General features: G+C 61.4%; 25 protein-coding genes. 10 read left to right on the plus strand and 15 right to left on the minus strand.

Annotation, left to right across the window (positions count from 1 at the left end; all coding sequences use genetic code 11):
• Window positions 1-66: 66 nt before the first annotated feature.
• Genes phrB through LVD10_RS10475 form a run of 3 tightly spaced genes read right to left on the minus strand, consistent with a single transcriptional unit; the run spans window position 67 to window position 3,514 of the window.
• Window positions 67-1,530 (minus strand): deoxyribodipyrimidine photo-lyase, encoded by a 1,464-nt coding sequence (gene phrB / locus LVD10_RS10465; RefSeq protein WP_232941080.1) that lies wholly within the window; start codon window positions 1,528-1,530, stop codon window positions 67-69.
• Window positions 1,527-2,522 carry a MerR family transcriptional regulator gene (locus tag LVD10_RS18000; RefSeq protein WP_305080385.1) on the minus strand — a complete coding sequence of 332 codons (996 nt, stop codon included), beginning with the start codon at window positions 2,520-2,522 and terminating at the stop codon, window positions 1,527-1,529. The genes phrB and LVD10_RS18000 overlap by 4 nt, the downstream gene beginning before the upstream one ends.
• 14 nt (window positions 2,523-2,536) lie before the next feature.
• Complete coding sequence (locus LVD10_RS10475) at window positions 2,537-3,514, minus strand: YbgA family protein (protein WP_237063558.1); 978 nt, start codon at window positions 3,512-3,514, stop codon at window positions 2,537-2,539.
• A gap of 156 nt (window positions 3,515-3,670) precedes the next feature.
• Between LVD10_RS10475 and ydiJ the strand changes: the two genes are divergently transcribed.
• The 3 genes from ydiJ to LVD10_RS10490 all read left to right on the plus strand — a co-directional run bounded on the left by ydiJ (window position 3,671) and on the right by LVD10_RS10490 (window position 8,360).
• Window positions 3,671-6,715 carry a D-2-hydroxyglutarate dehydrogenase YdiJ gene (ydiJ, locus tag LVD10_RS10480; protein WP_232941076.1) on the plus strand — a complete coding sequence of 1,015 codons (3,045 nt, stop codon included), beginning with the start codon at window positions 3,671-3,673 and terminating at the stop codon, window positions 6,713-6,715.
• A gap of 69 nt (window positions 6,716-6,784) precedes the next feature.
• A complete protein-coding gene (locus LVD10_RS10485; RefSeq protein WP_232941071.1) occupies window positions 6,785-7,465 on the plus strand; it encodes a tetratricopeptide repeat protein in 681 nt (226 codons plus the stop codon).
• A gap of 484 nt (window positions 7,466-7,949) precedes the next feature.
• Window positions 7,950-8,360 carry an RlpA-like double-psi beta-barrel domain-containing protein gene (locus LVD10_RS10490; protein WP_232941069.1) on the plus strand — a complete coding sequence of 137 codons (411 nt, stop codon included), beginning with the start codon at window positions 7,950-7,952 and terminating at the stop codon, window positions 8,358-8,360.
• A 130-nt stretch (window positions 8,361-8,490) separates the two neighbouring features.
• Here the strand turns inward: LVD10_RS10490 and LVD10_RS10495 are convergent, their stop codons facing one another.
• Both LVD10_RS10495 and LVD10_RS10500 read right to left on the minus strand, forming a co-directional pair.
• A complete protein-coding gene (locus tag LVD10_RS10495) occupies window positions 8,491-9,057 on the minus strand; it encodes a hypothetical protein (protein ID WP_232941067.1) in 567 nt (188 codons plus the stop codon).
• A gap of 181 nt (window positions 9,058-9,238) precedes the next feature.
• Window positions 9,239-9,493, minus strand: a complete 255-nt coding sequence (locus tag LVD10_RS10500) for a baseplate wedge protein 53 (protein ID WP_232941062.1) — start codon at window positions 9,491-9,493, stop codon at window positions 9,239-9,241.
• Window positions 9,494-9,733: 240 nt separating this feature from the next.
• On the opposite strand from LVD10_RS10500, the gene trhO reads away from it, so the two are divergent.
• On the plus strand, window positions 9,734-10,747 hold the full coding sequence (gene trhO, locus LVD10_RS10505) for an oxygen-dependent tRNA uridine(34) hydroxylase TrhO (protein ID WP_232941060.1): 1,014 nt from the start codon (window positions 9,734-9,736) through the stop codon (window positions 10,745-10,747).
• A gap of 88 nt (window positions 10,748-10,835) precedes the next feature.
• Here trhO and apbC read toward each other — a convergent pair whose 3' ends face one another.
• Window positions 10,836-11,990, minus strand: a complete 1,155-nt coding sequence (gene apbC, locus LVD10_RS10510; RefSeq protein ID WP_237063604.1) for an iron-sulfur cluster carrier protein ApbC — start codon at window positions 11,988-11,990, stop codon at window positions 10,836-10,838.
• Between the two features lie 223 nt (window positions 11,991-12,213).
• Between apbC and metG the strand changes: the two genes are divergently transcribed.
• The 4 genes from metG (at window position 12,214) to LVD10_RS10530 (ending at window position 16,384) form a co-directional block, all read left to right on the plus strand.
• Window positions 12,214-14,241, plus strand: a complete 2,028-nt coding sequence (gene metG / locus LVD10_RS10515) for a methionine--tRNA ligase (protein ID WP_237063560.1) — start codon at window positions 12,214-12,216, stop codon at window positions 14,239-14,241.
• Window positions 14,242-14,352: 111 nt separating this feature from the next.
• Window positions 14,353-15,288 carry a D-2-hydroxyacid dehydrogenase gene (locus LVD10_RS10520; RefSeq protein ID WP_237063562.1) on the plus strand — a complete coding sequence of 312 codons (936 nt, stop codon included), beginning with the start codon at window positions 14,353-14,355 and terminating at the stop codon, window positions 15,286-15,288.
• Window positions 15,289-15,583: 295 nt separating this feature from the next.
• A complete protein-coding gene (locus LVD10_RS10525; RefSeq protein ID WP_232941053.1) occupies window positions 15,584-15,832 on the plus strand; it encodes a hypothetical protein in 249 nt (82 codons plus the stop codon).
• 72 nt (window positions 15,833-15,904) lie between these two features.
• The gene (locus LVD10_RS10530; protein WP_237063564.1) at window positions 15,905-16,384 is read left to right on the plus strand and encodes a hypothetical protein; all 480 of its coding nucleotides are present in this window, start codon (window positions 15,905-15,907) and stop codon (window positions 16,382-16,384) included.
• On the opposite strand, the gene LVD10_RS10535 is transcribed toward LVD10_RS10530, so the two are convergent.
• Window positions 16,377-16,550, minus strand: a complete 174-nt coding sequence (locus LVD10_RS10535) for a hypothetical protein (RefSeq protein WP_232941050.1) — start codon at window positions 16,548-16,550, stop codon at window positions 16,377-16,379. The genes LVD10_RS10530 and LVD10_RS10535 overlap by 8 nt on opposite strands.
• A gap of 185 nt (window positions 16,551-16,735) precedes the next feature.
• A complete protein-coding gene (locus LVD10_RS10540) occupies window positions 16,736-17,839 on the minus strand; it encodes a hypothetical protein (RefSeq protein ID WP_237063567.1) in 1,104 nt (367 codons plus the stop codon).
• 410 nt (window positions 17,840-18,249) lie between these two features.
• Here LVD10_RS10540 and LVD10_RS10545 point away from each other — a divergent pair, with 410 nt between their 5' ends.
• Window positions 18,250-19,134, plus strand: coding sequence for an NAD-dependent protein deacetylase (locus tag LVD10_RS10545; protein WP_232941048.1), 885 nt, complete (start codon window positions 18,250-18,252; stop codon window positions 19,132-19,134).
• 12 nt (window positions 19,135-19,146) lie between these two features.
• On the opposite strand, the gene LVD10_RS10550 is transcribed toward LVD10_RS10545, so the two are convergent.
• From LVD10_RS10550 to LVD10_RS10580, 7 genes are all read right to left on the minus strand, one after another.
• A complete protein-coding gene (locus tag LVD10_RS10550) occupies window positions 19,147-19,476 on the minus strand; it encodes a hypothetical protein (protein WP_232941047.1) in 330 nt (109 codons plus the stop codon).
• Between the two features lie 18 nt (window positions 19,477-19,494).
• Entirely contained in the window at window positions 19,495-20,376 is an 882-nt protein-coding gene (yghU, locus tag LVD10_RS10555; protein ID WP_237063569.1) for a glutathione-dependent disulfide-bond oxidoreductase, read from the minus strand.
• A gap of 213 nt (window positions 20,377-20,589) precedes the next feature.
• Window positions 20,590-21,039: a YybH family protein gene (locus tag LVD10_RS10560; RefSeq protein WP_232941045.1), complete on the minus strand. Its 450-nt coding sequence runs from the start codon at window positions 21,037-21,039 to the stop codon at window positions 20,590-20,592.
• A 342-nt stretch (window positions 21,040-21,381) separates the two neighbouring features.
• Entirely contained in the window at window positions 21,382-22,236 is an 855-nt protein-coding gene (locus tag LVD10_RS10565; protein WP_237063571.1) for a GNAT family N-acetyltransferase, read from the minus strand.
• Between the two features lie 178 nt (window positions 22,237-22,414).
• Window positions 22,415-23,290, minus strand: a complete 876-nt coding sequence (gene yghU, locus LVD10_RS10570; RefSeq protein ID WP_232941040.1) for a glutathione-dependent disulfide-bond oxidoreductase — start codon at window positions 23,288-23,290, stop codon at window positions 22,415-22,417.
• Window positions 23,291-23,459: 169 nt separating this feature from the next.
• Window positions 23,460-23,600 (minus strand): hypothetical protein, encoded by a 141-nt coding sequence (locus tag LVD10_RS10575; RefSeq protein WP_237063573.1) that lies wholly within the window; start codon window positions 23,598-23,600, stop codon window positions 23,460-23,462.
• 60 nt (window positions 23,601-23,660) lie between these two features.
• Entirely contained in the window at window positions 23,661-24,005 is a 345-nt protein-coding gene (locus LVD10_RS10580; RefSeq protein WP_237063575.1) for a GNAT family N-acetyltransferase, read from the minus strand.
• Between the two features lie 259 nt (window positions 24,006-24,264).
• Here LVD10_RS10580 and LVD10_RS10585 point away from each other — a divergent pair, with 259 nt between their 5' ends.
• Window positions 24,265-25,569, plus strand: a complete 1,305-nt coding sequence (locus LVD10_RS10585; protein WP_232941036.1) for a lipase family protein — start codon at window positions 24,265-24,267, stop codon at window positions 25,567-25,569.
• The last annotated feature ends 33 nt before the right edge of the window (window positions 25,570-25,602 follow it).

The raw sequence follows: 25,602 nt of genomic DNA on the forward strand, positions 1-25,602 counted from the left end.
TCCCGGGACGGCGCGATCAATTCCTGTTAATCCACGGCAGTTTGCCGGCCGTTCGCCGCCGGTGGTTCATTTCAGGTCTGCAAAGGCCTCGATCGCCCGCTTGCGGGTTTCCTTTACATCGCAGATCGGCGGCGGGTAGTCCGACATACGTGGCGGGCAATGGATTTCATCGCCGCGCACACTCTGCAATTCCGGCACAAAACGGCGGATAAAGTCCCCGTCCCGATCAAATTTCTTTGACTGGCTATATGGATTGAACACACGGAAGTAAGGAGCGGCGTCGGTACCCGTGGAGGCCGCCCACTGCCAGCCCCCGTTATTCGAGGCAAAATCCGCATCCACCAGCTTGTTCATGAAATAGCGCTCGCCCCAGCGCCAGTCGATCAGCAGGTTCTTGGTCAGGAAGGACGCCACCACCATGCGCAGGCGATTGTGCATCCAGCCGGTCTGCTCCAGCTGGCGCATGGCCGCATCCACAATCGGCACACCGGTCTTGCCGAGGGTCCAGCGGCGGAACGACACTTCATCCCCGGACCACTCGACTCCCTCGGTCTCGGGCTTGAACGGCTTGTGCTTGCACAGGCGGGGATGGGCCGCCACCAGGTGGGTGTAGAACTCGCGCCAGATCAACTCCCCCAGCCAGCAGGCGATGCCATCGCTGCCGCCGCTCCAGCGATCCCTGTTGCACTCCAGCGCCATGTGCGCACACTGGCGCACCGAGATGGCACCACTGTTCAGGTAAGGGGACAGTCGCGACGTGGCGTCAATCGCGGGGAAATCCCGCTCGTCCTCATAGCCGTCAATGATCTCACTGAACGACTTCAGGCGGCGCATCGCCGCCTTCTCCCCCGGTTGCCAGCCCTTTACGGTACCGCGTTTATCCACTTCCAGCGGGTATCCCTCCAGGGACCCGGGAATCGTCTGCACCAGGTTGTTACTGCCCTCCACTTCGAGCCAGGCGGGCCAGTCCACATCCGCACTGCGCTTGCGGGGCGCCGGCAGGGGCTGGTAGCTGTCGCCGCCGAACTGGCTGATAAACGCCCGCTTGAACGGCGTAAAGACCTTGTAGGCCTCGCCGCTGCCAGTGGTTACCGAGCCCGGCGGCACCAGGGTGCGGTCGGTGCAGTATTCCACTGGCACATTAATTTTCTTCAGTGCCTCCCGCACTGCATTGTCACGCCGCTGCTCGTTGAGCGGGTACTCTGCATTGGCGAACAGGGCATCGGCACCCAGTTTTTCCACTACCTGGGACAATGCCGCCGGCACCTGCCCAAACTCCCGCAACTCGAGGAAGTACAGCGGTATATTGCGCTGGGCCAGGCCCTCCTGCACTTCCCGCAGGCAGGCCATGCGAAACGAAACCAGTGGATCGCCCTCATCCTGGCCCTGCCAGGTTTTCGGGCAGGCGATAAAAATCGCCGCAACTTCGCTGCAACTCCCGGCCGCGCGATGCAGGGCGGTATTGTCGTGCACGCGGAGATCGTTGCGCAGCCACACCAGGCCGCGTTCGAAGGCTGCCTTGCCACTCATGACAGGTCCTCCCGGAGTTCTTCGATAGCCTGCGCGCCGCTGGCGGGCAACAGGCGCCCCCTGCCCGCCTCCGCCAGCCGCACGAGGTCGCGCTTCTGTAATTCGACGATCCCGCCGGCAAACCATACCGGCGCGCGCATGTTGCGCAGGGCGCGCTCCGCGCCACTGCCAAACGCCGCCATGGGCAGGGCGTTATGGCTGAAACAGATCACGCCCCGCGCCTGTAACTTCTCCACGGCGTAAGGCAATTCCGGCATCTCGTCTACCGGCCCCAGGTGTAATATGTCGATGCCCGCCGCCAGCAGGCCGGCCCCGAACAGGGCGGCAAAAGCCTGCTGCTCGGCACCGGGAAAACTCACCAGCAACAGCCGCCCGCTCCCCGCCTGGCCGGACAGGTTGCGCTGGCCGCTGCGCAGCATCAACGCAAGCTGCCCGTTCAATTGCTCCCAGAAATAAGACCGCAGCACGCTGCTGCCGAACCGGGTACGGCGGCTCAGGTCGCGGTGCAGTGGCGCCAGCCAGCAATCCAGTAAAAGTGCCGGAGGATAAGCCGACAGCAGCTGCTCCAGGTGCTGCTGCAGGGCGGCGGGCTGGAACCGCAATGCCACATCGATAGTTTCCTGCACCGAACGCGCCCAGGTATCCCCCTGTTCCTGTTCGCCAGCGGTTCGCTCGCCGTCATCGCCCCGCTCCAGTAATGGCCGCACCTTGCCGATGGGAACACCGCGTGCCAGCCACGCCTGGATTTCCCGCACCCGCTGCACGTCCGCCTCGCTGTATAACCTGTGGCCCTTGCCGGTGCGCGCGGGTACCAGCAGGCCGTAGCGCCGCTCCCAGGCGCGCAGGGTGACCGGGTTGACCCCGGTGCGCTGGGCGATATCGCGGATCGGTAGCATCGCGTGCTGGCCGGCCGGTGCGCCGGATTCAGTCCCGGGGACTTCTGTTTTATTGGCGTCAGTCACACTCATCGGCTTGGTACCGCTCTCGGTCATTGGGGCCCGGGCCCTCAGTGAAAATCACACAGGCCCATCTCGGCCGGTTCGGTCGCCAGCAGCAGCTGGCTGTGGATAAAGTGGTGCGGGCTGCGCGGCAGGTAGTGGCGCAGCAGGGTCAGCACCGCCGACACCGGCTTCAGGCCCAGCCGGTAATCCTCGATCAACTGGGTCAGCTCGGCCTTCTCTTCCCTGCTGAGGAATTCCTTCAGGTGCCCCTGCACGTGCATCAGGGCGTTGGTGCGGTCCTTGCGGGTAGCCATGTGGGCGAGGATTTCCATCAATCGGCCGCGCACCTCGAAGGCAAAGGTTTCGGCGTCATGGGACCTGGCGTCGGCGATGAAGCGCCCCAGCTCGCGGGTCTTCACCTGGTGGTGGGCGAGCAGCAGGTATTTGTAGGCGGTATAGAACTCGATGATCCGGGCGGGCCGCGGGTCTTCCTCCACATAGCGGAACCAGGCGTCATAGGCGAACACCCGGGTCAGGAAGTTCTCGCGTATCTCGCTGTTGTTGAGGCGCCCGGTCTCCTCCATCGGCAGGTGCGGGAAGTACTCGCGTATTCGCGCGGCAAACATCCCCACGCCGTCACTATCGTGCCCGTGGCCGTTGGGCAGGTAGCGGCGCACCCCTTTCAGGCCACAGCTGGGTGAGTTCTGCATAAAGATATAGCCGCGCACCCGCTGCAGCTCCGGCGCCACACTGTCCGCATAGTCCCGCAGGGGCTGTGTCACATCCAGGTCCGGGTCCACTACCCCGATAACGCGGACTTCGGCATCCGGCGCGGGATCGCTCTTGACCAGGCGGATGGGGTCCCGCGGCACCCCCAGCCCAATGGCCACCTCGGGACACAGGGGCACATAGTCGAAACAGTGCCCCAGCAACTGGGTGCAGACTCGGCTGTGCTTGTGCCCGGCGTTATACCGCACCGGGTCACCCATCACGCACTGGCTGATGCCAACGGGAATCTTCTGGGTCAGCAGCTGGATATTCATATCTACCTATACACTTTTTAAATGTGTACAAGGTTTATAGCGTGAAAACCCAGCCTGTACAACAATATTTTTTGTACAACAGGGTCCGGCAGACGCTTGCGCTGTCAGGTGTCACAGCTACAATGCCAGACCCTGCCGAGAGCCACGGATGAAGTGATGATCCCAGCACTGCGCGAAATCGACGAGGTACAGTCGCTCTACCTGCAATTCCTGCAAGCACTGGCGGAGGCCGGCTTCCGCGGCGATTCCAGCCCCAGTTATGCCAGCCGCACGGTACTGGCCACCGATAACTCCATTTACCAGGTGCTGCCACAGGCAGTGGTGTATCCCCGCGACACCCACGACCTGCAATTGCTGGCCCGGCTGGCGGACCGCGAAGAGTTCCACCAGGTGGTGCTGTCACCCCGTGGCGGCGGTACCGGTACCAATGGCCAGTCACTCACTGACGGCATCGTGGTGGATATTTCGCGGCATATGAACCGCATCCTGGAGATCAACCCGGACGAGGGCTGGGTGCGGGTGCAGGCCGGCGTGGTCAAGGACCAGCTCAACGCCGCCCTGGCCCCCCACGGCCTGTTCTTTGCCCCGGAACTCTCCACCAGCAACCGCGCCACTATCGGCGGCATGATCAATACCGACGCATCCGGCCAGGGCTCCTGCGTGTACGGCAAGACCCGCGACCATGTGCTGGAACTGTCGACCGTTTTGATGGGCGGCGAGTTGCTGCACTCCGCGCCGGTGGACAGCGACGGGCTGGGACAACTGCGCGAGCGGGACGACCGCATCGGGACGGTGCACCGCACCTGCGACGATATCGCCCGGGACAAGGCCGCGCTGATCGAGGAAAAGTTTCCCCGGCTCAACCGCTGCCTTACCGGCTATGACCTGGCCCACCTGCGCGACGGTGACAGCGGCGACTTCAATATCAACAGCGTCCTCTGTGGTTCCGAGGGCACCCTGGGCTTTATCGCCGAGGCAAAGCTCAATGTCCTGCCAATCCCCCGCTGTGTGGCACTGGTCAACCTCAAGTACGACAACTTCCAGGACGCCCTGCGCGATGCCGGCGACCTGATGGGCGCCGGCCCCACCTCGATCGAGACCGTGGACAGCAAGGTACTGCAGCTGGCGATGGAGGATATTGTCTGGCACAGCGTCAGCGAGTTTTTCCCCAGCGATGATCGCCCGGTGCAGGGCATCAACCTGGTGGAGTACACCGCCGACTCGGAAGAGGAACTGGAGCGGGCCCTGGCGCGCTTTACCGCCCAGGTAGACAACGCCATCGGTGAGACCGGCAAGAGTTTTGGCTACTCCATTGCCCGCGGACACAGCGAGGTCAACCGGATCTGGGCCATGCGCAAGCGGGCCGTGGGCCTGCTGGGCAATGTCAGCGGGGAAAAACGGCCCATCCCGTTTGTGGAGGACACCTGCGTGCCGCCGGAACACCTGGCGGACTTTATCGCCGAGTTCCGCGCCGTGCTGGATGAGGCCGGCCTGGATTACGGCATGTTCGGCCACGTGGATGCCGGGGTACTGCACGTGCGCCCGGCCATCGATATGAAAGACCCGCAGCAGGCCGCGCAGATCCGCCCCATCACCGACCGGGTGGTGGCACTGACGCAGAAGTACCACGGCCTGCTGTGGGGCGAGCACGGCAAGGGGGTGCGCTCCGAATACGCACCGGAGTTCTTCGGTGAACTCTACGGCGAACTGCAACATATCAAGGCCGCGTTCGACCCCCGCAACCAGCTCAACCCGGGCAAGATTGCCACCCCCAGCCGCGCGTCAGGCCTGCTGAAAATCGATGCGGTGCAAACCCGCGGCGAGCGCGACCGGCAGATCCCGGTGCAGGTATGGGAGGGCTACAGCGAGGGCGTCCACTGCAACGGCAATGGGGCCTGCTTCAACTGGGACCCGGACTCCGCCATGTGCCCGTCTTACAAGGCCACCCGCGAGCGTATTCACTCCCCCAAGGGCCGCGCATCGCTGATGCGGGAATGGCTGCGGCTGCTCAGTGCACGGGATGTGGATGCGGTGGAAGCGGCGCAGAAATTCCGCGAACAGTCCTTTTTTGTCGGGCTGCCGGGGCGGATCAAGAACAGCCTGGCCAGGGCCCGGGGAGAGTATGACTTCAACCACGAGGTCAACGAGGCCATGCAGGGATGCCTGGGGTGCAAATCCTGCGTGGGCCAGTGTCCGATCAAGGTGGATGTGCCGGAGTTCCGCTCCAAGTTCCTGGAGCTCTATTACAGCCGCTACCTGCGGCCGCTGAAAGACTATTTTGTCGGCAGCCTTGAGTTCGTGATGCCGCACCTGGCCCGGGTACCGGGACTGTACAACCGGCCGCTGCAACTGGCACCCGTGCGCTGGCTGCTGGAACGGGGCCTGGGCCTGTCCGACAGCCCCGCGCTGTCCCGCAAGGGCCTGGAGAAATCCATGGCGGAACTGGGCGTGCCCTACGCCAGCCGCGCCACCCTGGAGGCGCTGGGGCCGGCCCAGCGCAAGCGCGCCGTGATCATTGTGCAAGACGCCTTCACCAGCTACTTCGACGCCGATATGGTGGCCGATGCGCTGCGGCTGCTGCGCCAGCTGGATTTCTTCCCGCTGGTGGCGCCGTTCAGGGCCAATGGCAAGCCCATGCATGTACATGGTTTCCTGCGCCAGTTCCGCCGGGTGGCGGTGGCCAACAGCGAGATGCTCGAAGAACTGGCGGATAGCGGCGTGCCGCTGGTGGGTGTGGACCCGTCCATGACCCTGACCTACCGCGCCGAATACCGCAAACTGCTGGGGGATCGTGCGCCGCAGGTAAAGTTGCTGCAGGAGTGGATGGCGAGCCAGCGCGAACACCTGGAGCAGCAGCGCTCCCGCCTCCGCCCTGCCACTTTCCAGCTGCTGCCCCACTGCAGCGAGCAGACCAATGCAGCCGCTTCACTGCAGGACTGGAAGGATGTATTTGCTGCACTGGGCCTGCAGCTGGAGAGCGAAAGCCTGGGCTGCTGTGGGATGGCCGGTACCTATGGCCACGAAACCGCCCACAAGGAGACTTCGCGGGTAATTTTCCAGCAGTCCTGGGCGCCGCGCCTGACCGGCGAGACCGGCCAGCTGCTGGCCAGTGGCTATTCCTGCCGCTGCCAGGCCAAGCGCTTTGCGGGAGTAAGCCTGCGCCACCCACTGCAGGGACTGCTGGCACAATTACAAAATTAAGCGTTTACTAGGGGGGAGATGAGCCCGGGAATCGGGCCCAGTTACTCCAAGAACCGGGAAGCGACCGCGATGTATCGACTGCTGACACCCCTGTTGCTGGCCGGCCTGTTGGCAGGCAATGCCCTGGCGGAGGCCACCCCGCCGGTCACCAGCCTGGTGGAATCCGCCGAGGCCCGGGCGCTGGAAGGGGACTTCGACGCCGCCCTGCCGCTGTATGAGCGCGCCATTGCAGGCCTGGGCGATGAACCGGCCCGGCAGCACGCGTTGCGCTATCGCTACGGCATCGTGCTCAATGCCCTGGGGGCACGGGAGGATCCCGATACCTTTTATCCACTGGCGCGGGCCCAGTTCTCCGCCGTACTCGACTACCTTGGTGAGGGCGGCGAGCTGGAGCATTCGGCGGCCCGCGTCAGCTCTGCCCTGGCGCACACCCTCCACCAGCAGGCCCCCTATGCCCGCAGCCCCCTGCACCAGTCGCAGATGCTGCGCCGGGCCTACCTCCTGTACAACGACGCGGCTTCGGGCCTGGCCCGGGAACAGGAGTGGCACAATCTGGCCATTACCTACTTCAACCTGGGCCAGGTATGCGAATGGCAGGGCAACCTGGAGGAAGCCATCGAGTGGCTGGAAAAGGCCGTGGCGCTGGACGCACGCCACGGATTCCCGGACCTGGAAGAGGACCGCGCCTACCTCTATGCCCTGCGTGAACAGGTCAATCCCCCGGCCCGGGCCAGCGCAACCGCCCTGTGACCAGGCGGCCAGCACCCATCAACACCCCACCGCCCCGCCAATCCGACGGTTTTCGGCCGCTTCGGACCAGCGGTCACAAATAATTTACTGCAGAATTTTCTCCGGCGGATTCCCGATTAGGAGGAGTGTTTCGTTCGGTTTTTAACCACACCCGAAGATGACATCGCTGTCACCGCGCCGACAAAGCACTGCAACCATGTGCTAGTACAAACTATTTTTTTCAGTCACATATTCACCAGAAATTCATTTGAAAGAATGAAGTTCTCAAAAAACATGATTTCTGGAATTAATGCATCAATGGCAGCGCTGACATTGATACCGGCGGACGCTGTTTAAAAAATGCACAGAAGGATTTGATTAACCGGACCCAACCCGTAATATAGCCACCACTGATTAATTATTAATCAGTTATTTCCAAACTAACTTGGAAATGTCACTGGGCCCCCGGGCCGGTGACCAACTGATTCCTGGAGGTAACGGGAAAATGCTGAAACAGACTCTGCGCAATTTTGTATTTCTTATGACCGCCGTCCTTGCGGCCTCTGTGAGCCTGAATGCATCTGCCGCCGTTAAGAAAGAAAAAACCATGGTTGTAGACGCCACCGCTTACAACTCGGTGCCCGGCCAGACGGACGACGATCCCTGGGTAGCGGCGTGGAACAACCGCCTGCGTCCCGGCCAGAAAGTGATCGCAGTGTCCCGTGACCTCGAAAAGCATGGACTGACCAACGGCGCCAAGGTGAAGATCGAGGGCCTGCCCGGCACCTATACCGTGCGCGACCGGATGAACAAGCGCTTCAAGAACCGTATCGATGTGTGGATGGAGAAAGACATCAAGAAAGCCCGCAAGTGGGGCAAGAAAAAGCTGAAGATCGTGTATCAACCGGTCAAGTAAGCCAACAATTCACACTAACTAACAACAGTAACTGACCGCGGCTATCACCGCGGCCTCAAACGCCCCGCCCCGCGGGGCTTTTTTTTTGCCTGCGAAAAAATAGCCGGCACTTCAACCCGGAACCCGGATTTCAGGGTTCGGTTTCCGCGTCGATTCCCGGGAGCTCTCGGCATTTTTCGTGGCTGGTATGGAAGCGACCCGGCTGGCGATCCCGGTTATAGCGGAATCGTGGGCCATCCTCACGGAACACAATCAGGTACTCCTCCTTTTTCCACTGACCACCTGTGCGGAACTCGGTCAGCCAGAGCAGTGCCTGCTCGCCCTCGTAGCAGCGACCGTAAAAAAGCCGGGTTCTCTCCACCAGTTCCTTACTGAGGTAATCACGGTACTGACCCGGGTAAGTAAAGCGGTCACTGGAAATCGATACCTCTGTTTCACGGTTGTCGCCGTGGCCCTCTCCCGGCCTGCCGCGGGGTACCCGCTGGATATAGATTGAGGTGTTTTCATCGCAGTCGATACAGCTGCGTCCCGCAATCACCGCATAACCATCGAGCTCGGCTACCAGCCGGGCCTCCGCCAGGTGAGTCTCAAGCAGGCGGTCACCGGGCAGGCGCACGTCCACTGCATACACTGACCCGCAAGCCAGGGACAACAGGAGGGGGGAAAGCAATACAAGCAGGGGTTTTATTGCGGACATCGACAGGGGCACCGCTCTCAGTCACCGGGTGGGTCACCGGAAGCATTCTTTCCGTAGAGCTTCGCGGTGCCCCGTGATTGGGTAGTGCGCTGTCACACTGTCGCGAATCCCTGCCAATTAAAACGATAGCAGGGAATTCGGGAAGTGGTGATTGGGGAGCGGGCGGGAGGAAAGGCTGGTTTCAGCTCTCCTGTTCTTCCACCGGTCCGACAAAGGTGGCTATACCCTCCTCGCGCAGGGCATCCAGGGCCTCCTCGAGGGCCTCACGCTCCGTTTCGAAGGCATCCTCCCAGACGGTGGAATTGTCATTCTCGTCGACAATTTCCAGCAACCAGCCACCCTCGCCATCCTCGTAAATATCGATATGGACGTTCAGCCCATCCTCGCTGTAGGCCTGGCTCAGCTCGGATTCGCGGGGTTCAAATTCATCTTCCATGGGGTGCCTCACTTCGGGCCGGTCACTGGGGTCGCAGCACTGTGACAAGATGCGGCCGGCCGGTCAATCAAAATCTGTCGCGGGATCGCGAGCCAGGGCTGCGAAACTGCCCATTAAATGTACGACAAACGTCCCGGTGTGCGTTAAAATGCGCGGCGATTTTTAGCCCCGCCCTGGCCAGGTCCAGGCCGGGAATGTTTTGCCCCGGATTTACGCTCCGGCCCGCAACGAGGAAAACCCATGTCCCACCAGTACGTAGTCTGTGCGCTCTACAAGTTCGTCACCCTGGACGACTTCGAATCCCTCCGCGAGCCCCTCCTTGAAGTCATGCTGGAACACCGCGTGCGCGGCACCCTGCTGCTCGCCCGGGAGGGCATCAATGGCACTGTCGCCGGCTCCCGCGAGGCCATCGACACCCTGCTCGCCTACCTGAAAAGCGACCCGCGGCTGGCGGAACTGGATTACAAGGAGTCCTACACCGATTCCGCCCCCTTCCGGCGCAGCAAGGTGAAGCTCAAGCGCGAGATTGTCACCATGGGCGTCGAGGGTATCGACCCGCGCCAGACCGTGGGCACCTATGTAAAGCCGGCAGACTGGAATGCGCTGATCAGCGACCCCGAGGTGGTGCTGATCGATACCCGCAACGACTACGAGTACCAGGTGGGCACCTTCGAGAAGGCGGTCAACCCCAATACCGAAAGCTTCCGGGAATTCCCCCAGTATGTGAAAGACAACCTGGACCCACAGAAGCACAAGAAAGTGGCCATGTTCTGCACCGGCGGTATCCGCTGTGAGAAGTCCACTGCGTACCTGAAGGAGCAGGGTTTCGAGGAGGTGTACCACCTGCAGGGGGGCATCCTGAAGTACCTGGAGGAAGTCCCCAAGGAAGAAACCAAGTGGCATGGCGAGTGCTTCGTCTTCGATGACCGCGTGACCGTGAACCACGACCTCGAGCGCGGCGAGTACCAGCAGTGCAATGCCTGCCGCATGCCGGTCACAGAAGAGGAAATGCAGTCACCGCAGTTCGAGCAGGGCGTCAGCTGCCCGCACTGTTTTGACAAGGTCTCGGACGCCGATCGCGCGCGTTTCCGCGAACGGGAGAAGCAAATCCAGCTGGCCAAACAGCGCGGCGAGGAGCATATCGGCCACGATGCCCGCGAGACCACCGCCGAGCGCCGCCGCCGCAAGCAGGCATTGCGCCGGCAGCAGGCGGAGCAGGCAAAGCAGGAAGAACTGCGCAGCCAGCGCGCCTGAGCGGGAAGCTCCCAGGTTCCGCCGGGACAAAAAAGGCCGGCCCGGTGCATCCGGGCCGGCCTTTTTGGTTAACCACCCCGCAGGATCGTCAGTCGATTTCTATCTCCGGCATTCCTTCCCCCTCGCCACTGCGCAACCACAGCTCCGCTCCCGCACGCCGGGCGATCTCGCGGTAGTGGCGCGCCACCTCGCCGTCCGGCTCCGCCACCACACTGGGCCGGCCGCTGTCGGTGCCCTCGCGGATCGACATGGCCAGTGGCAGCTTGCCCAGCAGGCCGGTGTCGTAGTCGGCCGCGATGCGCTCGCCGCCACCGGCACCGAATACCGGTTCGGTATGGCCGCAGTTGGAGCAGGTGTGCAGTGACATGTTCTCGACTATCCCGAGCACCGGCACATCGACCTTGCGGAACATCTCCACCCCCTTGATGGCATCCTTGAGGGCCAGGTCCTGGGGCGTGGTAACGATCACCGCGCCCGCCAGGGTGGCTTTCTGGGCCAGGGTCAGCTGGATGTCGCCGGTGCCCGGGGGCATATCGACCACCAGGTAGTCGAGTTCCTCATCCCCCTGGCACCAGAGGGTCTGGGTCAGGATCTGGTTGAGGGCACCGCTGGCCATGGGTCCGCGCCAGACGGCCGGGGTATCCTCGGTCAGGAGGTAGCCGATAGACATGGTCTTGAGGCCCAGGGCCTCCACCGGCAGGAAGAACTTCTGTTCCCGCACCTCCGGCCGGGCGTCCTCGGTGCCCAGCATGGTAGGCAGGCTGGGGCCGTAGATATCGGCATCCAGCAGGCCCACGCTGGCGCCTTCTGCCACCAGTGCCAGCGCCAGGTTGACGGCAGTGGTGGACTTGCCCACCCCGCCCTTGCCGGAGGCCACGGCGATAATGTTCTTCACACCACGCATGTGCGCGGGCACCTCCCCGGCATCGGTGGTGGGGATATCGGTGAACAGCTCGAACTGCAGCCCCGCGTCCCCCAGCGGCCCGCCACGCAGCGAGGGCATACAGGCCTCCCGGATCCGCTCACGCCACTCGCCTTCCTGGCTGGAGCAGGGGTATCCCAGGGTAATGCCCACAAAGACGGTACCGTCCTCGTAGCCCACCTCGATATCCGCCTCCAGCTCATCCAGTATCCGCCCGGTGCCCGGATCATGCAGGCTGCCCAGGCACTCCGCCAGCCGCTCCAGCTCTGCCTGTACATCGGCCGGCAGGTCTTCGTGTTCGTGGTCGTGTTCGCTCACCATCATCCCTCTTTCCGGTGGGTATCGTTCGGTGCGTGCATTGTGTCCGATGGGTCCGCCCAATTCTAGCCGCCCCGGGGGCAGCAGGCCCCGCCGCCCTCCCAGCAAGGCCGCAGATCTGCTATATTCGCCGGTCTTTTTACCGTGGCCGCAACCCTGTGGCCGGAATCCGCCGATTTCACCAGGGAATCGGCGCGAATCAGCGAACCAGCAGATGGAAGAACCGATGTCCGACAAGCGCAACATCCTTGTTACCAGCGCCCTGCCCTACGCCAATGGCTCCCTGCACCTGGGCCATATCCTGGAATACATCCAGACCGACATCTGGGCGCGTTTCCAGCGCGCGCGTGGCCACGACTGCCTGTACATGTGCGCCGACGATGCCCACGGCACCGCCATCATGCTGAAAGCCGAGCAACTTGGCCTGACCCCGGAACAGCACATCGCCAATATGCAGGCGGAGCACGAGAGGGATTTCGCCGACTTCCTGATCGGCGTGGACAACTACCATTCCACCCACTCGGACGAGAACCGCGAGCTGTCAGCGATGATCTACAAGCGGCTGCGCGACAACGGCCATATCGCTACCCGCACCATTACCCAGGCGTTCGACCCGGAAAAAAACCTGTTCCTGGCCGACCGCTACATCAAGGGCACCTGCCCGCGCTGCAAGTCGCCGGACCAGTATGGTGACAACTGCGAGGCCTGTGGTGCCACCTACAGCCCCACCGAACTGATCGACCCGGTATCCGCCATTTCAGGCGCAACGCCGGTGGAGAAGGAGTCCGAGCACTTCTTCTTCACCCTGCCGGAGTTCACCGACTTCCTGAAGCAGTGGACCCGCTCCGGCACCCTGCAGGACGAGGTGGCCAACAAACTGTCCGAGTGGCTCGATGAAGGCCTGCAGCAATGGGATATCTCCCGCGACGCACCCTACTTCGGCTTCGAGATCCCCGACGCCCCCGGCAAGTATTTTTATGTCTGGCTCGACGCCCCCATCGGCTACATGGCCAGCCTGAAAAACTATTGCGACACAAAGGGCCTGGACTGGCAGGACTACTGGAAAAAAGACAGCGATGCCGAGGTGTACCATTTTATCGGCAAGGATATCGTCAATTTCCACGCGCTGTTCTGGCCCTCCATGCTCGACTCCGCCGATTTCCGCACCCCGACCAAGGTCTGCGTACACGGTTTCCTGACCGTAAACGGCAAGAAGATGTCCAAGTCCCGCGGCACCTTTATCAATGCGCGCAATTACCTGGACCACCTGCACCCGGAATACCTGCGGTACTACTTTGCCGCCAAGCTGACTGGCGGTGTCGACGACCTGGACCTGAACCTGGAAGACTTTATTGCCCGGGTGAATTCCGACCTGGTGGGCAAGGTGGTCAACATTGCCTCGCGCACCGCCAAGTTTGTGAGCAAGTCCGGCGGCGTGCTGGCCGACCAGCTGGCGGACGAGGCGCTCTGGAACCAGTTTGTGGAGGCGGCGCCCCGTATCGCCGAATTTTACGAAAGCCGTGAATACGCCCGCGCCATGCGCGAGATCATGGCGCTGGCGGATGCCGCCAATGCCTGGATTGCCGACAAGGCGCCCTGGTCACTGGCGAAAGAGGAAGACAGGGAAGCCGAGGTACTGGCCATCTGCTCCCAGGGCGTCAACATGTTCCGCGCACTGATCACCTGGCTGGCGCCAGTGCTGCCGGAAACCGCGAAAAAGGCCGAGGCTTTCCTGGGCGCGGAGCTGGACTGGCACGCCGCCACCACACCGCTGTCCGGTCATACCATCAACAAGTTCAAGCCGCTGATGCAGCGGATCGAGCAGAAGCAGGTGGATGCGGTACTGGAAGCGGCGAAGGAGTCCCTGGCCCAGCTACAGGCGGAAACAAAACCGCTCAGCGGCCCGCTGGCGGACGATCCCATCGCCGACGAGATCCAGTTCGATGACTTCGCCAAAGTGGACCTGCGCATTGCCCTGATTGCCAATGCCGAGCATGTGGAAGGCGCGGGCAAACTGCTCAAGCTAACCCTGGACCTGGGCGGCGAGACCCGGCAGGTGTTCGCCGGCATCAAGAGCGCCTACAAGCCCGAGGACCTGGTGGGCAAGCACACCGTGATGGTAGCCAACCTGGCCCCGCGTAAGATGCGCTTCGGTGTGAGCGAGGGCATGGTGCTGGCCGCCGGGCCCGGCGGCAAGGACCTGTGGATCCTCGAGCCCCACGCGGGCGCCCAGCCGGGCATGCGTGTGATGTAAACCCTGTAGGAGCGGCCGCTGGCCGCGATCCGGGTTGAGATTATATTTCGCCCTCGATCGCGGCCAGCGGCCGCTCCTACGAAAACTCTTCAACTTACAGGGATGGCCAGAATGCGCGGCGTCTTCCTCGACACCCTCACCATGAAACTCGAAGAGCTGGACACCTCCGGCCTGGAAGCGAGCCTCGAGCACTGGGACCTGTATGAATCCACCGCCCCCGAACAGGTAGCGGATCGCATCGCCGGCGCCGACGTGGTCATCACCAACAAGGTGGTACTGGATCGCGAGCTGATCGAAAACGCCGCCCGCCTGAAACTGATCTGTGTCTGTGCCACCGGCACCAACAATATCGACCACGAAGCTGCGGAAGAACGGGGCATCCCGGTGCGCAATGTGGCCGGCTATGCCCAGGCATCAGTACCACAGCATGCCCTGGCCTTGATCCTGGCCCTCGCCACTCGCTGGCATCAATACCACAGTGACGTTGTGGCCGGGCGCTGGAGTGAATCCCCCGTGTTCACCATGCTGGATTACCCGGTGATGGAACTGGCCGGCAAGAAACTGGGCATCATCGGCTACGGTGACCTCGGCCGGAAAACCGCCGAACTGGGTCGCGCGCTGGGTATGGAAATCCTGGTGGCCGAGTCCTTTACCGGCGAAAAGAAGGCCGGACGCACTCCTCTCGGGCAACTGCTGGCGGAGGCCGATGTCATCAGCCTGCACTGCCCGCTGACAGACGAGACCGACAAACTGGTCGACAGGGAATTCCTTGCCGCCATGAGGGCCGGCGCCCTGCTGGTAAACACCGCCCGCGGCGGGCTGGTGGACGAAGCGGCGCTGGCAGAAGCCCTTGAGAACGGCCATCTCGGCGGCGCAGCACTGGATGTGCTGAGCGTGGAACCACCACCGGCCGATCACCCGCTGCTGGCGGGCGATATCCCCAACCTCATCATCACTCCGCACAGCGCCTGGATCAGCCGCGAGAGCCGCCAGCGGCTGCTGGATGGTGTGGTAGCCAACATTGAGGAATGGCGCCGATCCGCCTGAGTCACCACCCGGGCGGCACGCGCCCGGCGATCACTTCCCGCTGACCATCGCCTGCCGCACAGGCGGCGTGGCCCACTGCGACCAGGGGCCTGCACACAGTCACCTCACTCAGTGCCAGGTTCCGGCATCCGGTTACCGGACCGCCTTCCCGCTGCCGTGCGTCCCGGAGGGCCGGTGCAGTAACAGCGCTGCAAAGCTGTGGATTAGCGGTCAGCCTAATTCGCGGTCCCGCATACCAATTTCCGATGGCGACTCTACGATTCATAGACAGAACCCTGACGTGAGGAAATTTCTTATGGCTACTGCAAAAGCCCCCAACAGTTCCAGCCAGGAAAAACTGAGGCAGGCCTACCACCTTGCCGGTGAGGCAGCTTCTGACCAGGCTGCACACCTGCGTGAACGCGCACGCTCCTCGGTCGAGAACAGCAAGCGCCGCGCCACCGACCTGGAGCAGCGCTTCGAGTCCTCAATCAGGAAGCATCCGGTGGCCAGCGTGGGTTGTGCATTCGCCGTCGGCTGGGTTATTGCAAAACTACTGAAGTGATACCGCGCGAGCCCCGCTCGCCCGTTCACTCTTTCCAGGCAACTGATACAAGGTTCCGGGAACCCGATACTGATGCAGAAAGATCAAGATCCAGCACCGGACAACAGAGATTCCGAACCGGCCGCGCAGGAACGCGGCCGGACTTCTTTTGATTCATCACAGGAGAAGCCGGAGCCCCGGGAGCCCAGCCCACTGGCACAGGTTGAAGCAACAATGACACTGGTGTCCGCGTGGCTCAACAATCTGCAGACACTGTTCAGGCTGGAACTTGACCGTACGATAGAGGCCGGTCGGCGCATGCTGGCCATACAGCTCGTACTGCTGCCACTGGGCATCGCCTTCCTACTGAGTCTCTGTGCCGGCGTCGGCCTACTTGCCTATTACTTCTCACAGTCGGTGTATATCGGCTTCACCGCTTTTGTGCTGGCCCAGCTGGTACTGCTCACGGCAATGATGCTGTACATGAAAAAACTCCGCGGCCTGCTCGGCTTCAGCGAGACGCGCAAGCAGGCCCGGGAGGCTATGGACAATGTCCTTGAAACACTTAAATAACCGCGTTGCGGAATGCTGCCGGGAAATGGATCGCCAGCGTGACGCCATTGTATCCCTGGTTGACGCCCAAAAAGGCGCTATTGACCAACGGGCCAGACGCATTCCCTTGCCACTGGCAATGGGCGCGGCAGCTGTAGCGGGCTTTATTGCCCAGCGGTTCTTTCATTCCCCCACCTCCAACCAGCTTCTGCGGCTTTACCTGACCTGGCGGGCCTTTTAGGCGCAGCCTGGCCTGGTACTGCAGGCCAGCGGACGCCGGATAGCAGCCAGGGGAACAACCGCCGCACCCCCGGGACAATAAAAAAGGGGCCGGATAACGGCCCCTTGCAGCTGCCTGGACAGGTGAGAATCTCAATCATCCATTGCCAGCACAGCCTGCTTCATTTCTTTCACGTAACGGTCAACCAGTTGATAGTCCCGATCGGTGCCCCACTCCCGTGAAGCTGCCTTTTCGTAGGCATCCCTGGCTGCGACATAGTTACCGTTTACCCGCTCCTTGAAACCGATATTTGTGTAAGTTGACTTCATATTCTCCTTGTGACCGTCTTCTTTGGGGAACTCCGTCGAGCGCATCTTTTCCAGGTAGGATTTTTTGGTGATCCGGTCGGCAAGATATTGTACATCCGCGGTCAGCAACTCCGCCCACAGCGAACTATTGGCGTCCTGCCAGCTGCCAGACTCCACCAGTGACACCAGCTGTGCCAGGAGTTCACCGGCTTCCTCATCCCGGTCAAGCTCTTTAAGTGCTTTATACCTCGTCAGGCTGAGGCTGACGAAGCGAGGGGATTCCTTGCCGCCGAAATCGATCTTTCCCTGCTCGGCCAGGAATTCCTCAAATTTCCTCTCACGGAACAGGCGGATCATATCCTCGGTATCCGTCACCGCCACCGAGGCATCGACCTCCTCAATCCTCACCTCGCCGACCTCGACCATTCCCTTGCCCGCAATACCGACACCATAGGCAATATAATCAGCCTCATCCGGGATTTGCAGGACCATTTTTTTGGCCTTCCAGTCACTGCTTCCACGGATTGGTGAATAAAACGTGCTATCCCAGGTGAGGTACTTCGCCTGGTCATCCTGCTGATCGACGGCCCCAAAATAAATGGCTACCGATTCCTCGACACCTGTCGGCTTGTAATCAACCACAAGCATGATGCGCTTGTCATGATAGGGGGCCGCTTCAATCTTTTTCTTCATCAGTCCAACGTCGCCGGGTGTAGCATCCCCGGACCGAATGATGATCTTTTCCTCGTCGACCTTTCCGGTTATTTCGAACACGTCAGCGACAGACGCATCGTAAAACCAGTCACCAATTATTTCCTCACCGGTGAACGGCTCCATGGGCTCGAAAAGGCTGTCGGGGAAGGATTTTTCATCGTTTTTTTCCCCGGCGAACACTGCAGTGCTTGCGATAAGCGCAAGGGAAAAACCCATTTTCCTGATCATAGTCATCACAACTCCCTGTAATTTGATAAGTGTGAGCACTTCTCGATACCCGATGCTACAGGGCATAAATAGGCCAAACCACCCGCGGGAAACCTGATGTAAGGTCCTGTAATAAATGACGCCTGGACCTCTTTTTTTATGCCAAAACGTTATACAAATAATTTCGAGTATTGTGAAATCTCGCAGGGTGCCGGCTTTCCAGCCCGGGGCAGCGACATCCTCGGGAGCAGCCAGGCCCGGTTCGAGGAGGGCACCCGGCAGCGGCGGCCCGCCGCCAGCTCACGGGCTTGCCCGGCGCACCAATTCAAAAGCGCTCCTCTCTACTATCCGCATGTTGGCAGAATTGTCTTTCTATCCTTCCCGCTGCGGGGCCATTCAATTAGAGTTAACTGAGGAAGTTTTTACCCAGATATAAAATGACTACGACCAAGCAGACAGTGCCCCCAGATCCGCGGCCAGTAACGCCCATCCCTCCGATCGAGGTTGAAGAAGCCGGCCGTAAACTGGCAGCTTTCATCCGTCGCAACCCGCGCCTGCTGGTCCTTACCGGTGCCGGCGTCAGCACGGATTCCGGCATTCCCGACTACCGCGATGAAGACGGCGCCTGGAAGCGCAAGCAGCCGGTGCAGCACCAGGATTTCATGCGCAGTTTCGAGACCCGCCAGCGCTACTGGGGCCGCAGCCTGATCGGCTGGCCGGTCATCCGGCAGTCGCAGCCAAATCCCGCCCACCGGCACCTGGCGGAGCTGGAGCTGCGGAACTGCAGTGAGCTACTGGTTACGCAGAATGTGGACCGGCTGCACCAGCGGGCGGGTAGCCGGAATGTAATCGACCTGCACGGGCGGGCCGACCAGATCATCTGCATGGACTGCGGCTACCGCTGTGACCGGCAGCTGGTGCACGATCGCTGCTTTGCGCTCAATCCGGGATTCCACCAGTACCAGGCCAACACCGCGCCGGATGGCGATGCGGACCTGGAGGTGGATTTCAGTGGCTTTCGCATTGCCGACTGCCCGGACTGCGGTGGCATCCTCAAGCCGGACGTGGTGTTTTTTGGGGATAATGTGCCGCGTAACCGGGTCCGGTCTGCACTGGATGCCCTGCAGGCCAGCGACGGGTTGCTGGTGGTGGGCTCGTCACTGATGGTGTATTCCGGGTTCCGCTTCTGCCGCTATGCGCGGGAGTGGAACAAGCCCATCGCCTCCCTGAACCTGGGCCGCACCCGGGCAGACGATATCATCGACCTCAAACTCAGTGCGCGTATCGGCGAAACCCTGGATGCCACGCTGGCACAGCTCTGAAAACCGGCACTGTCATTGCACAGGGTTGTCCAGCTTCCCGCCCGCGTCAGCGCCATCAGCGGTGTCCTCGCGGCATTCCCAGCCCCAGCTGCGATGGCGGTCGGCAAATTCCCGCGCCCGGGACTCGCAATAGCCGGCGCGGTGCTGCGCGCTCCACAGGGACTGCACCTGACCCGCCTTGGTGTAACGCACCTCACAGGGCACCTTGCGTGGCGGATCGGCAAAAACCACATCGATCCGGCGCTCACGATCCCCGAGTACACAGGTAAAATCCTGCGCCAGGCTGCCGCTGGAAACTGACAACGCGATAAGAAAAGCCGCTAGCACGCCTGCCCTGAACATCTGCAACCTCCCGAGCCGTCACTCGTCGCCGTTACCATCACCGATCTTGTCCTGGGTCCGGTTTTCGAAATCGCTTGCATCATGCCGCTCGTGCAGCTGTTCCTCCGGCTCGCCCCAGGTGCGGTTAACCATACGTCCTCGCTGCACCGCGGGCCGCCGGGCAATTTCATCGGTCCAGCGGAGCACATTGCGATAGGTGTGCGCCTGCAGGAATTCCGCGGCATCGTATACCCTGCCCTTCACCAGCGCGCCATACCAGGGCCAGATCGCCATGTCGGCAATGGTGTATTCACTTCCGGCGATATACGGGTGTTCCGCCAGCTGGCGGTCGAGCACATCCAGCTGGCGTTTCACTTCCATCGTGTAGCGGTTGATCGGGTATTCGTAGGGCTCGGGCGCGTAGGCATAGAAGTGCCCGAAGCCCCCCCCCAGCAGCGGGCCGGCACCCATCTGCCAGAACAGCCAGTTCAGGGCCTCGGTGCGCTGCGCCGGGGTATGCGGCAGGAAGGCACTGAATTTTTCCGCCAGGTAGAGCAGGATGGATCCGCTCTCGAATACCCGGATCGGTGGATGCATGCTCTGGTCAAGCAGGGCCGGTATCTTGGAGTTGGGATTTACGTCGACAAAACCACTGCTGAACTGGTCGCCCTCGGTTATATCGATCAGGAAGGCATCGTATTCCGCCCCATCAAAGCCCAGCGCCAGCAGTTCCTCCAGCATGATAGTGACCTTGACTCCATTGGGTGTGGCCAGCGAGTACAGCTGCAGGGGATGCTCGCCCCGGGGCAGGGCTTTCTCGTGGGTGGGACCGGCGACGGGACGGTTGATATTGGCAAACTTGCCGCCGCTGTCCTGATCCCATTTCCAGACCTTCGGCGGGGTGTAGGTATCGTCGGCCATCTGTGCGACTCCCGCCGGAGCCTGTCGGGAAAAAGCGCCACAGGGACTGCGAAACAGGACCACCCCAATCTTATTATGATCGGCAGCTGGCCCCGGATTCACGGCTTATGCCGTGCGGCGATAAGACAGGCCCGGCACTTGGTTAACAGGGCTGCATTCTGCAGGAAGGATAGTGTGCAGATCCCGAATCGCGACCGCGGCCGTCAGTCGCCCTTAACTGCCTGCTCCCGGCTGTGGCAGGCTACTGTTCCAGATGTCCCGGTGCATTTTCCAGTCTTTCCCGACCTTCTTCCAGGTTACCAGGTACTTACCACTGTCCAGGGTCTGGCCGTCTGGCCCGATCACCGTCGCATTGCCAATCTCTACTGCCGTGCCCCCGAGGCTTTCCACCTCGACGGTCTGCAGCTTTATCTGGATGCCGGCATCCATCATGCCCTGGAATACTTTACGGACGGCGTCGCGACCACTCAGCATCCCGCTATTGGGCGGCAACAGCTGGGTGTCCGTGGTATAGATGGCTGCCAGCTCTTCGGCATCGCCCTGTTCAAGGGCATGCATCCATTTTGCGTTGGCGGCCTCAATGCCGGCACGGACAGTGCCATTATCGTTTTCCTCAGGTGCTTCGCAGCCGACGGCAACGAATGCCAGAAAAATTACAAACAAGGGGACTCTGGGAAATTTCATTAATCATGCCTCCTGGCAATACTCTCTTATTGCAACGATTTGCAGCGTTTTACGCTGGCTGATACTGCCGTGTGCAAGAGGATGGTCGGGACACAAGGCCCCTGACTGCGGGGCATAGTTCTTATCGTTTTATGATTTATGTCAGCGGGGTAAGTACGCAACGTAGGCCCACGCACCCGCAGAAACTTAATAATTTTGATTAACTGATAACATCACAGGTGCCGCGGGTATTGCAATGCCGCACTGCCAGCAAAGACCACTAAAGTGGGGCTCACGCGGCATTGACGTCGGAAATGGCGCCGGCCAGCCAGCCCGGGCGGTCTATCCCAGTTCAAAGGAGGTTATTCCGAAAACCCGCTCCAGGGGCAACTGCGGCGGTGGCCCGGAGTACATACGGGCAGTCTCAAACACCATCTCCATCCTGTGACGCTCTACCAGTTTCTGCGCCTGGGGGTTCACCTCGGGAATATCCAGGTAGACGGGGCGCCCGGTGGGCACACTGGCCGTCAGGGCCAAAAAAAGGCGTTCGGCCAGGTCCGCGTCGTCGGCGAATAACGGGCCTATCTTGTAGCCCTCGCGACAGGTCCGCATCACGCCGTATCCGTGTAATTCGTCATTTTCCACCGCTCCCAGTGCCACCGAGTCCGGCTGGGAGATCCAGGCATGCAGGAAATGCTCACGCGGGGCGGGGAATAACTGGTGGTCATAGGTGGCGACCTCCGCGAACGGGACCCAGGAGAGAGGCACCACGGCGTGAGTATCCTGCGCTCCAGCGGTCCCCTGTCCGGTCAGGCCCAGGTAGCGCATATTGCGGTGGGCCAGGCCAAACCCGGCCTGGCGATAGTTTTCCTGCTGGGCCACCACGCCGTCCAGGCCCATGGTACGACCCGCAAGGTAGTCCATCCCGGCCGCAGCCAGGCGCTCGCCGTAGCCGCAGCCGCGGCGCGCCGGATCAACGATATACAGCCCGAGAAAACCGAAGTCCTCGCCATAGCGCACCGCTGAGATGCAGCCCACCGGCTTGTCGTCCTCAAGGCCGATAAAGAAGCCGCGCGGGTCGGCCGCATAAAAACAGGCAGCGTCATGTAGCCCCGGGTTCCAGCCCTCCCGCTGGGCCCAGTCCAGTGCGAGGCAGAGTTCTGACGGGTGCATATTGCGGATTGTAAAGTCGCTCACAAGCCCCTCTCCAGCCAGTTCAATGTCCGGTTACTTGTGTCCTAACTGTAGTCTCGCCGGCGGGAGAATAAAGCGGCCATCGAGGCCGGGGCAGAATTGGGACCAGGAAAAAGCGGTAGGAGCTTGCCCTGGCAAAGGCGGCGGGCCGGGGTGGCCGCGCCGCCGGTTGGGGCAGGAATCAGGCCTCTTCTTCGGCCAGCTTGTCCTGGGTGCGGGTGGCAAAATCAGCGGCATCGTGCCGTTCCCGCAATTGCCCACTGGGTTCGCCCCAGGTGCGGTTGACCATCTTGCCCCGCTGCACTGCCGGGCGCTCGCCAATCTCATCTACCCAGCGATTTACGTTGCTATAGGTGTGCGCCTCGAGGAACTCAGCAGCGTCGTAGGCCTCGTTGCGCACCACCGCTGCAAACCACGGCCAGATGGCCATATCGGCAATGGTGTAGCCACTACCGGCCACATAGCGGTGATCGGCCAGGCGCCGGTCGAGCACATCCAACTGCCGCTTCACTTCCATGGTGTAGCGATTGATCGGGTACTCATACTTTTCCGGCGCATACGCGTAGAAGTGCCCGAAGCCGCCGCCCAACAGCGGGGCGGTGCCCATCTGCCAGAACAACCAGTTGAGGGTCTCCGTGCGTCCCGCTGCGTCCGCGGGCAGGAAAGCATCGAACTTCTCCGCCAGGTAGAGAAGGATAGAGCCGGACTCGAATACCCGGATTGCCGGGTCGCTGCTGTGATCCACCAGGGCGGGGATCTTGGAGTTCGGGTTGATGTCCACGAAGCCGCTGCCGAACTGGTCGCCCTCAAGGATATTGACCAGGTGGGCGTCGTACTCGGCCCCCTCGAAACCCGCGGCCAGCAGTTCCTCCAGCATCACGGTTACCTTGACGCCGTTTGGTGTCGCAAGTGAATAGAGCTGCAGGGGATGCTCACCCACCGGCAACTCGCGCTCGTGCGTGGGGCCGGCCACGGGGCGATTGATATTGGCAAACCTGCCCCCGCTACCGGCATCCCATTTCCAGACTCTGGGCGGGGTGTAGGTGGTGTCGGACATACTCTTTACTCCTGTGAATGGATTGCGGACGGATTCGACAGTCCGGTTGGCCGCCTCGCCGGTTGTCGAAAGCTGGCCGGGATATCTACGGTGCGGGTCGGCAAACAGACCTTCAAGGGCCAACGGCAAGCGGGCAACCGAAATGACGCTTCTTTACGGAAACCCGCAATCAACCAGCAGGATCTGGCAACCCATGCGAAGGCTGCAGGCTCTCGATTCCAGCGATATCCAGTAACCGCTGCCAGTATCCCACATCGACCCACTGGCCGAATTTCCTGCCCACCTGCTCGAAGTGGGCCACCTTTTTCATACCAAAGTGCTCATGCAGGGACACACTGGCCGGATTGGGCAGCGTGATGCCAGCGATTACTCAATGTACCTGGAGAATCTCCAGCCTCCTGAACAGGGCATCGTAGAGGCGCCTGCCCCAGCCACAGGACAGCTCGGTGTGCGCAACATAAACGGTAATCTCCACCGAGTGGCGGTAGGCGGAACGGGCTCTCCAGCCGGTGGCATAGGCGTAGCCAACCAAATCATCACTGTCGTTCTCGGCCACCAGCCAGGGGAGGTCCTGTGCGGCGATGCCGGCGAACCGCTCCCGCATCGCCTGCTCCGAAACTGGCTTCTCTTCGAATGTGGCAAAGCTACTGGAGATGTAGTGGTTATAGATATCTGCAATTGGCCGGGCATCGGCATTATCGACGTTTCGGATCATGGATTGCTGTCCCTGTAAGCGGCAGGCCATTCAATAATTTTTTCCAGCTTGGCAAGTATGCATGCCTAAAAGAATTCAACAACTTACCCTGCTTTCCTGAAGGGCTGGATAATGTTCTGTGGCGATAACCAGCCAGGCGGCACTTTAACCACGACGTAAACCGGTTAAACTCAGCTAACCTGCTGGCCACTGCCACAATAATACGTGCTGCCACTGCAGCCCCCGTGCCGGGAGCAGATGATAATCAAGGAGAATAGCCGTGGATTACTTCGAGGGAATGAAACGCCTGCCGGGCCTGCCCATGGGCCGCGCCGCCTACAGCGATCGCATGGCCTATATCGGTGCCGAGCTGTCCAGGCTGGTCTACGAGCCTTTTACACCCGATGCTGACCTGACTGGCCTGCTGCACAAGCTGGGCAAATGCAGCAATGATACCGAGCGCCGGGAAGTCCTGGCCGCCTGGAGCAGCCACCTGCACAGCAATAGCTGTGGGCTCGAACCGGATATCCGCCATATTCTGCAGGACAACAACTTTGAGCCGATCAATTTTTATGATGTGTCAGAGACCCAGGCACTGCTGGCACAAATGGATGGCGGCGGAGGCCATAAAGTACTGGTGCTGTGCTTCCGCGGCACAGAATTGAATGCCTGGGACATCATCACCGACCTGCGTTTCCCACTGATGCCGGCCGGCAACCAGGGGCGGGTTCATACCGGTTTCAAGCGGGCTTTCGAGAATGTCCGCGCCCAGATTGAAAATGACCTGCTGAAAAGGGCGCAGTTGCCCCTGTACATTTTCGGCCACAGCCTCGGCGGCGCGCTGGCGCTTATCTGCACCAGGGAGCTGAACCCGGACGGTGACGGTGCCACCTATGTCTACGGCTGCCCCCGCACCGGTGACCAGCCTTACTTTCGCCGGGTGAAAACACCCATCTACCGACTCGAGATGGGCGGCGACCCTGTGCCGATGGTTCCGTTCGGTTACGGGTTTGGTGCTGTGCTCGCCCTGCTGCGCCTTATCCCACTGAACGGTACCTTGCACCTGGCCCGCTGGCTGCGCCAGAAGGTGCTGGGCTATTACCACACGGGATTCCGGGTGTTTATCAAGCATGCGCCCAACGATCCCGATGAGAACAATTTCGGTTTCCGCAAAATGCGTGTGGATTTCTCGGCGAATATCTTCTGGCGCATGCAGAGTATCTGGCGCGCCTGGCTCAGCACCCTGCCCGACGTAAAGGGTGTGGCCGGTTTCCACTCCATCCGGCTTTACAGCGATATGCTGCAGGCCCATATGCTGCGCCGCAACCTCAACCTGCTGCGGTCCGCAGCCGTGCCCACAAGTTCACCGGAAACCGTGCCGGTGGAGGAAGCCACCCGGGAAACCGCCGCCCCGGTAGATTCTGGCCCGGCGGACAGCGCCCGGAAAAAGACCACCGCAGGCAAGGCACCGGCGAAGAAGGCCACAACCACGCGTAAACGCAGGACTGCAACCTCCGGCAAGTCGCCGGCACCGCGCAAGCAACCGGCGCGAAGTAAGGAGACTGAAAGCGAGACCGAGGACTGAGCCGGAACTACCGCTTAATCACCGGCAATTCCG

The sequence above is a fragment of the Microbulbifer zhoushanensis genome, from assembly GCF_021729055.1.
In the GTDB taxonomy this organism is placed as follows: Bacteria; Pseudomonadota; Gammaproteobacteria; order Pseudomonadales; family Cellvibrionaceae; genus Microbulbifer; species Microbulbifer zhoushanensis.

Excerpts from the sequence above, each read along its gene's own strand:
- phrB (WP_232941080.1), bottom strand. The coding sequence starts at position 1,530 with ATGAGTGGCAAGGCAGCCTTCGAACGCGGCCTGGTGTGGCTGCGCAAC.
- LVD10_RS18000 (WP_305080385.1), bottom strand. The coding sequence starts at position 2,522 with ATGACCGAGAGCGGTACCAAGCCGATGAGTGTGACTGACGCCAATAAA.
- LVD10_RS10475 (WP_237063558.1), bottom strand. The coding sequence starts at position 3,514 with ATGAATATCCAGCTGCTGACCCAGAAGATTCCCGTTGGCATCAGCCAG.
- ydiJ (WP_232941076.1), top strand. The coding sequence starts at position 3,671 with ATGATCCCAGCACTGCGCGAAATCGACGAGGTACAGTCGCTCTACCTG.
- LVD10_RS10485 (WP_232941071.1), top strand. The coding sequence starts at position 6,785 with ATGTATCGACTGCTGACACCCCTGTTGCTGGCCGGCCTGTTGGCAGGC.
- LVD10_RS10490 (WP_232941069.1), top strand. The coding sequence starts at position 7,950 with ATGCTGAAACAGACTCTGCGCAATTTTGTATTTCTTATGACCGCCGTC.
- LVD10_RS10495 (WP_232941067.1), bottom strand. The coding sequence starts at position 9,057 with ATGTCCGCAATAAAACCCCTGCTTGTATTGCTTTCCCCCCTCCTGTTG.
- LVD10_RS10500 (WP_232941062.1), bottom strand. The coding sequence starts at position 9,493 with ATGGAAGATGAATTTGAACCCCGCGAATCCGAGCTGAGCCAGGCCTAC.
- trhO (WP_232941060.1), top strand. The coding sequence starts at position 9,734 with ATGTCCCACCAGTACGTAGTCTGTGCGCTCTACAAGTTCGTCACCCTG.
- apbC (WP_237063604.1), bottom strand. The coding sequence starts at position 11,990 with ATGGTGAGCGAACACGACCACGAACACGAAGACCTGCCGGCCGATGTA.
- metG (WP_237063560.1), top strand. The coding sequence starts at position 12,214 with ATGTCCGACAAGCGCAACATCCTTGTTACCAGCGCCCTGCCCTACGCC.
- LVD10_RS10520 (WP_237063562.1), top strand. The coding sequence starts at position 14,353 with ATGCGCGGCGTCTTCCTCGACACCCTCACCATGAAACTCGAAGAGCTG.
- LVD10_RS10525 (WP_232941053.1), top strand. The coding sequence starts at position 15,584 with ATGGCTACTGCAAAAGCCCCCAACAGTTCCAGCCAGGAAAAACTGAGG.
- LVD10_RS10530 (WP_237063564.1), top strand. The coding sequence starts at position 15,905 with ATGCAGAAAGATCAAGATCCAGCACCGGACAACAGAGATTCCGAACCG.
- LVD10_RS10535 (WP_232941050.1), bottom strand. The coding sequence starts at position 16,550 with ATGAAAGAACCGCTGGGCAATAAAGCCCGCTACAGCTGCCGCGCCCAT.
- LVD10_RS10540 (WP_237063567.1), bottom strand. The coding sequence starts at position 17,839 with ATGACTATGATCAGGAAAATGGGTTTTTCCCTTGCGCTTATCGCAAGC.
- LVD10_RS10545 (WP_232941048.1), top strand. The coding sequence starts at position 18,250 with ATGACTACGACCAAGCAGACAGTGCCCCCAGATCCGCGGCCAGTAACG.
- LVD10_RS10550 (WP_232941047.1), bottom strand. The coding sequence starts at position 19,476 with ATGTTCAGGGCAGGCGTGCTAGCGGCTTTTCTTATCGCGTTGTCAGTT.
- yghU (WP_237063569.1), bottom strand. The coding sequence starts at position 20,376 with ATGGCCGACGATACCTACACCCCGCCGAAGGTCTGGAAATGGGATCAG.
- yghU (WP_232941040.1), bottom strand. The coding sequence starts at position 23,290 with ATGTCCGACACCACCTACACCCCGCCCAGAGTCTGGAAATGGGATGCC.
- LVD10_RS10575 (WP_237063573.1), bottom strand. The coding sequence starts at position 23,600 with ATGAAAAAGGTGGCCCACTTCGAGCAGGTGGGCAGGAAATTCGGCCAG.
- LVD10_RS10580 (WP_237063575.1), bottom strand. The coding sequence starts at position 24,005 with ATGATCCGAAACGTCGATAATGCCGATGCCCGGCCAATTGCAGATATC.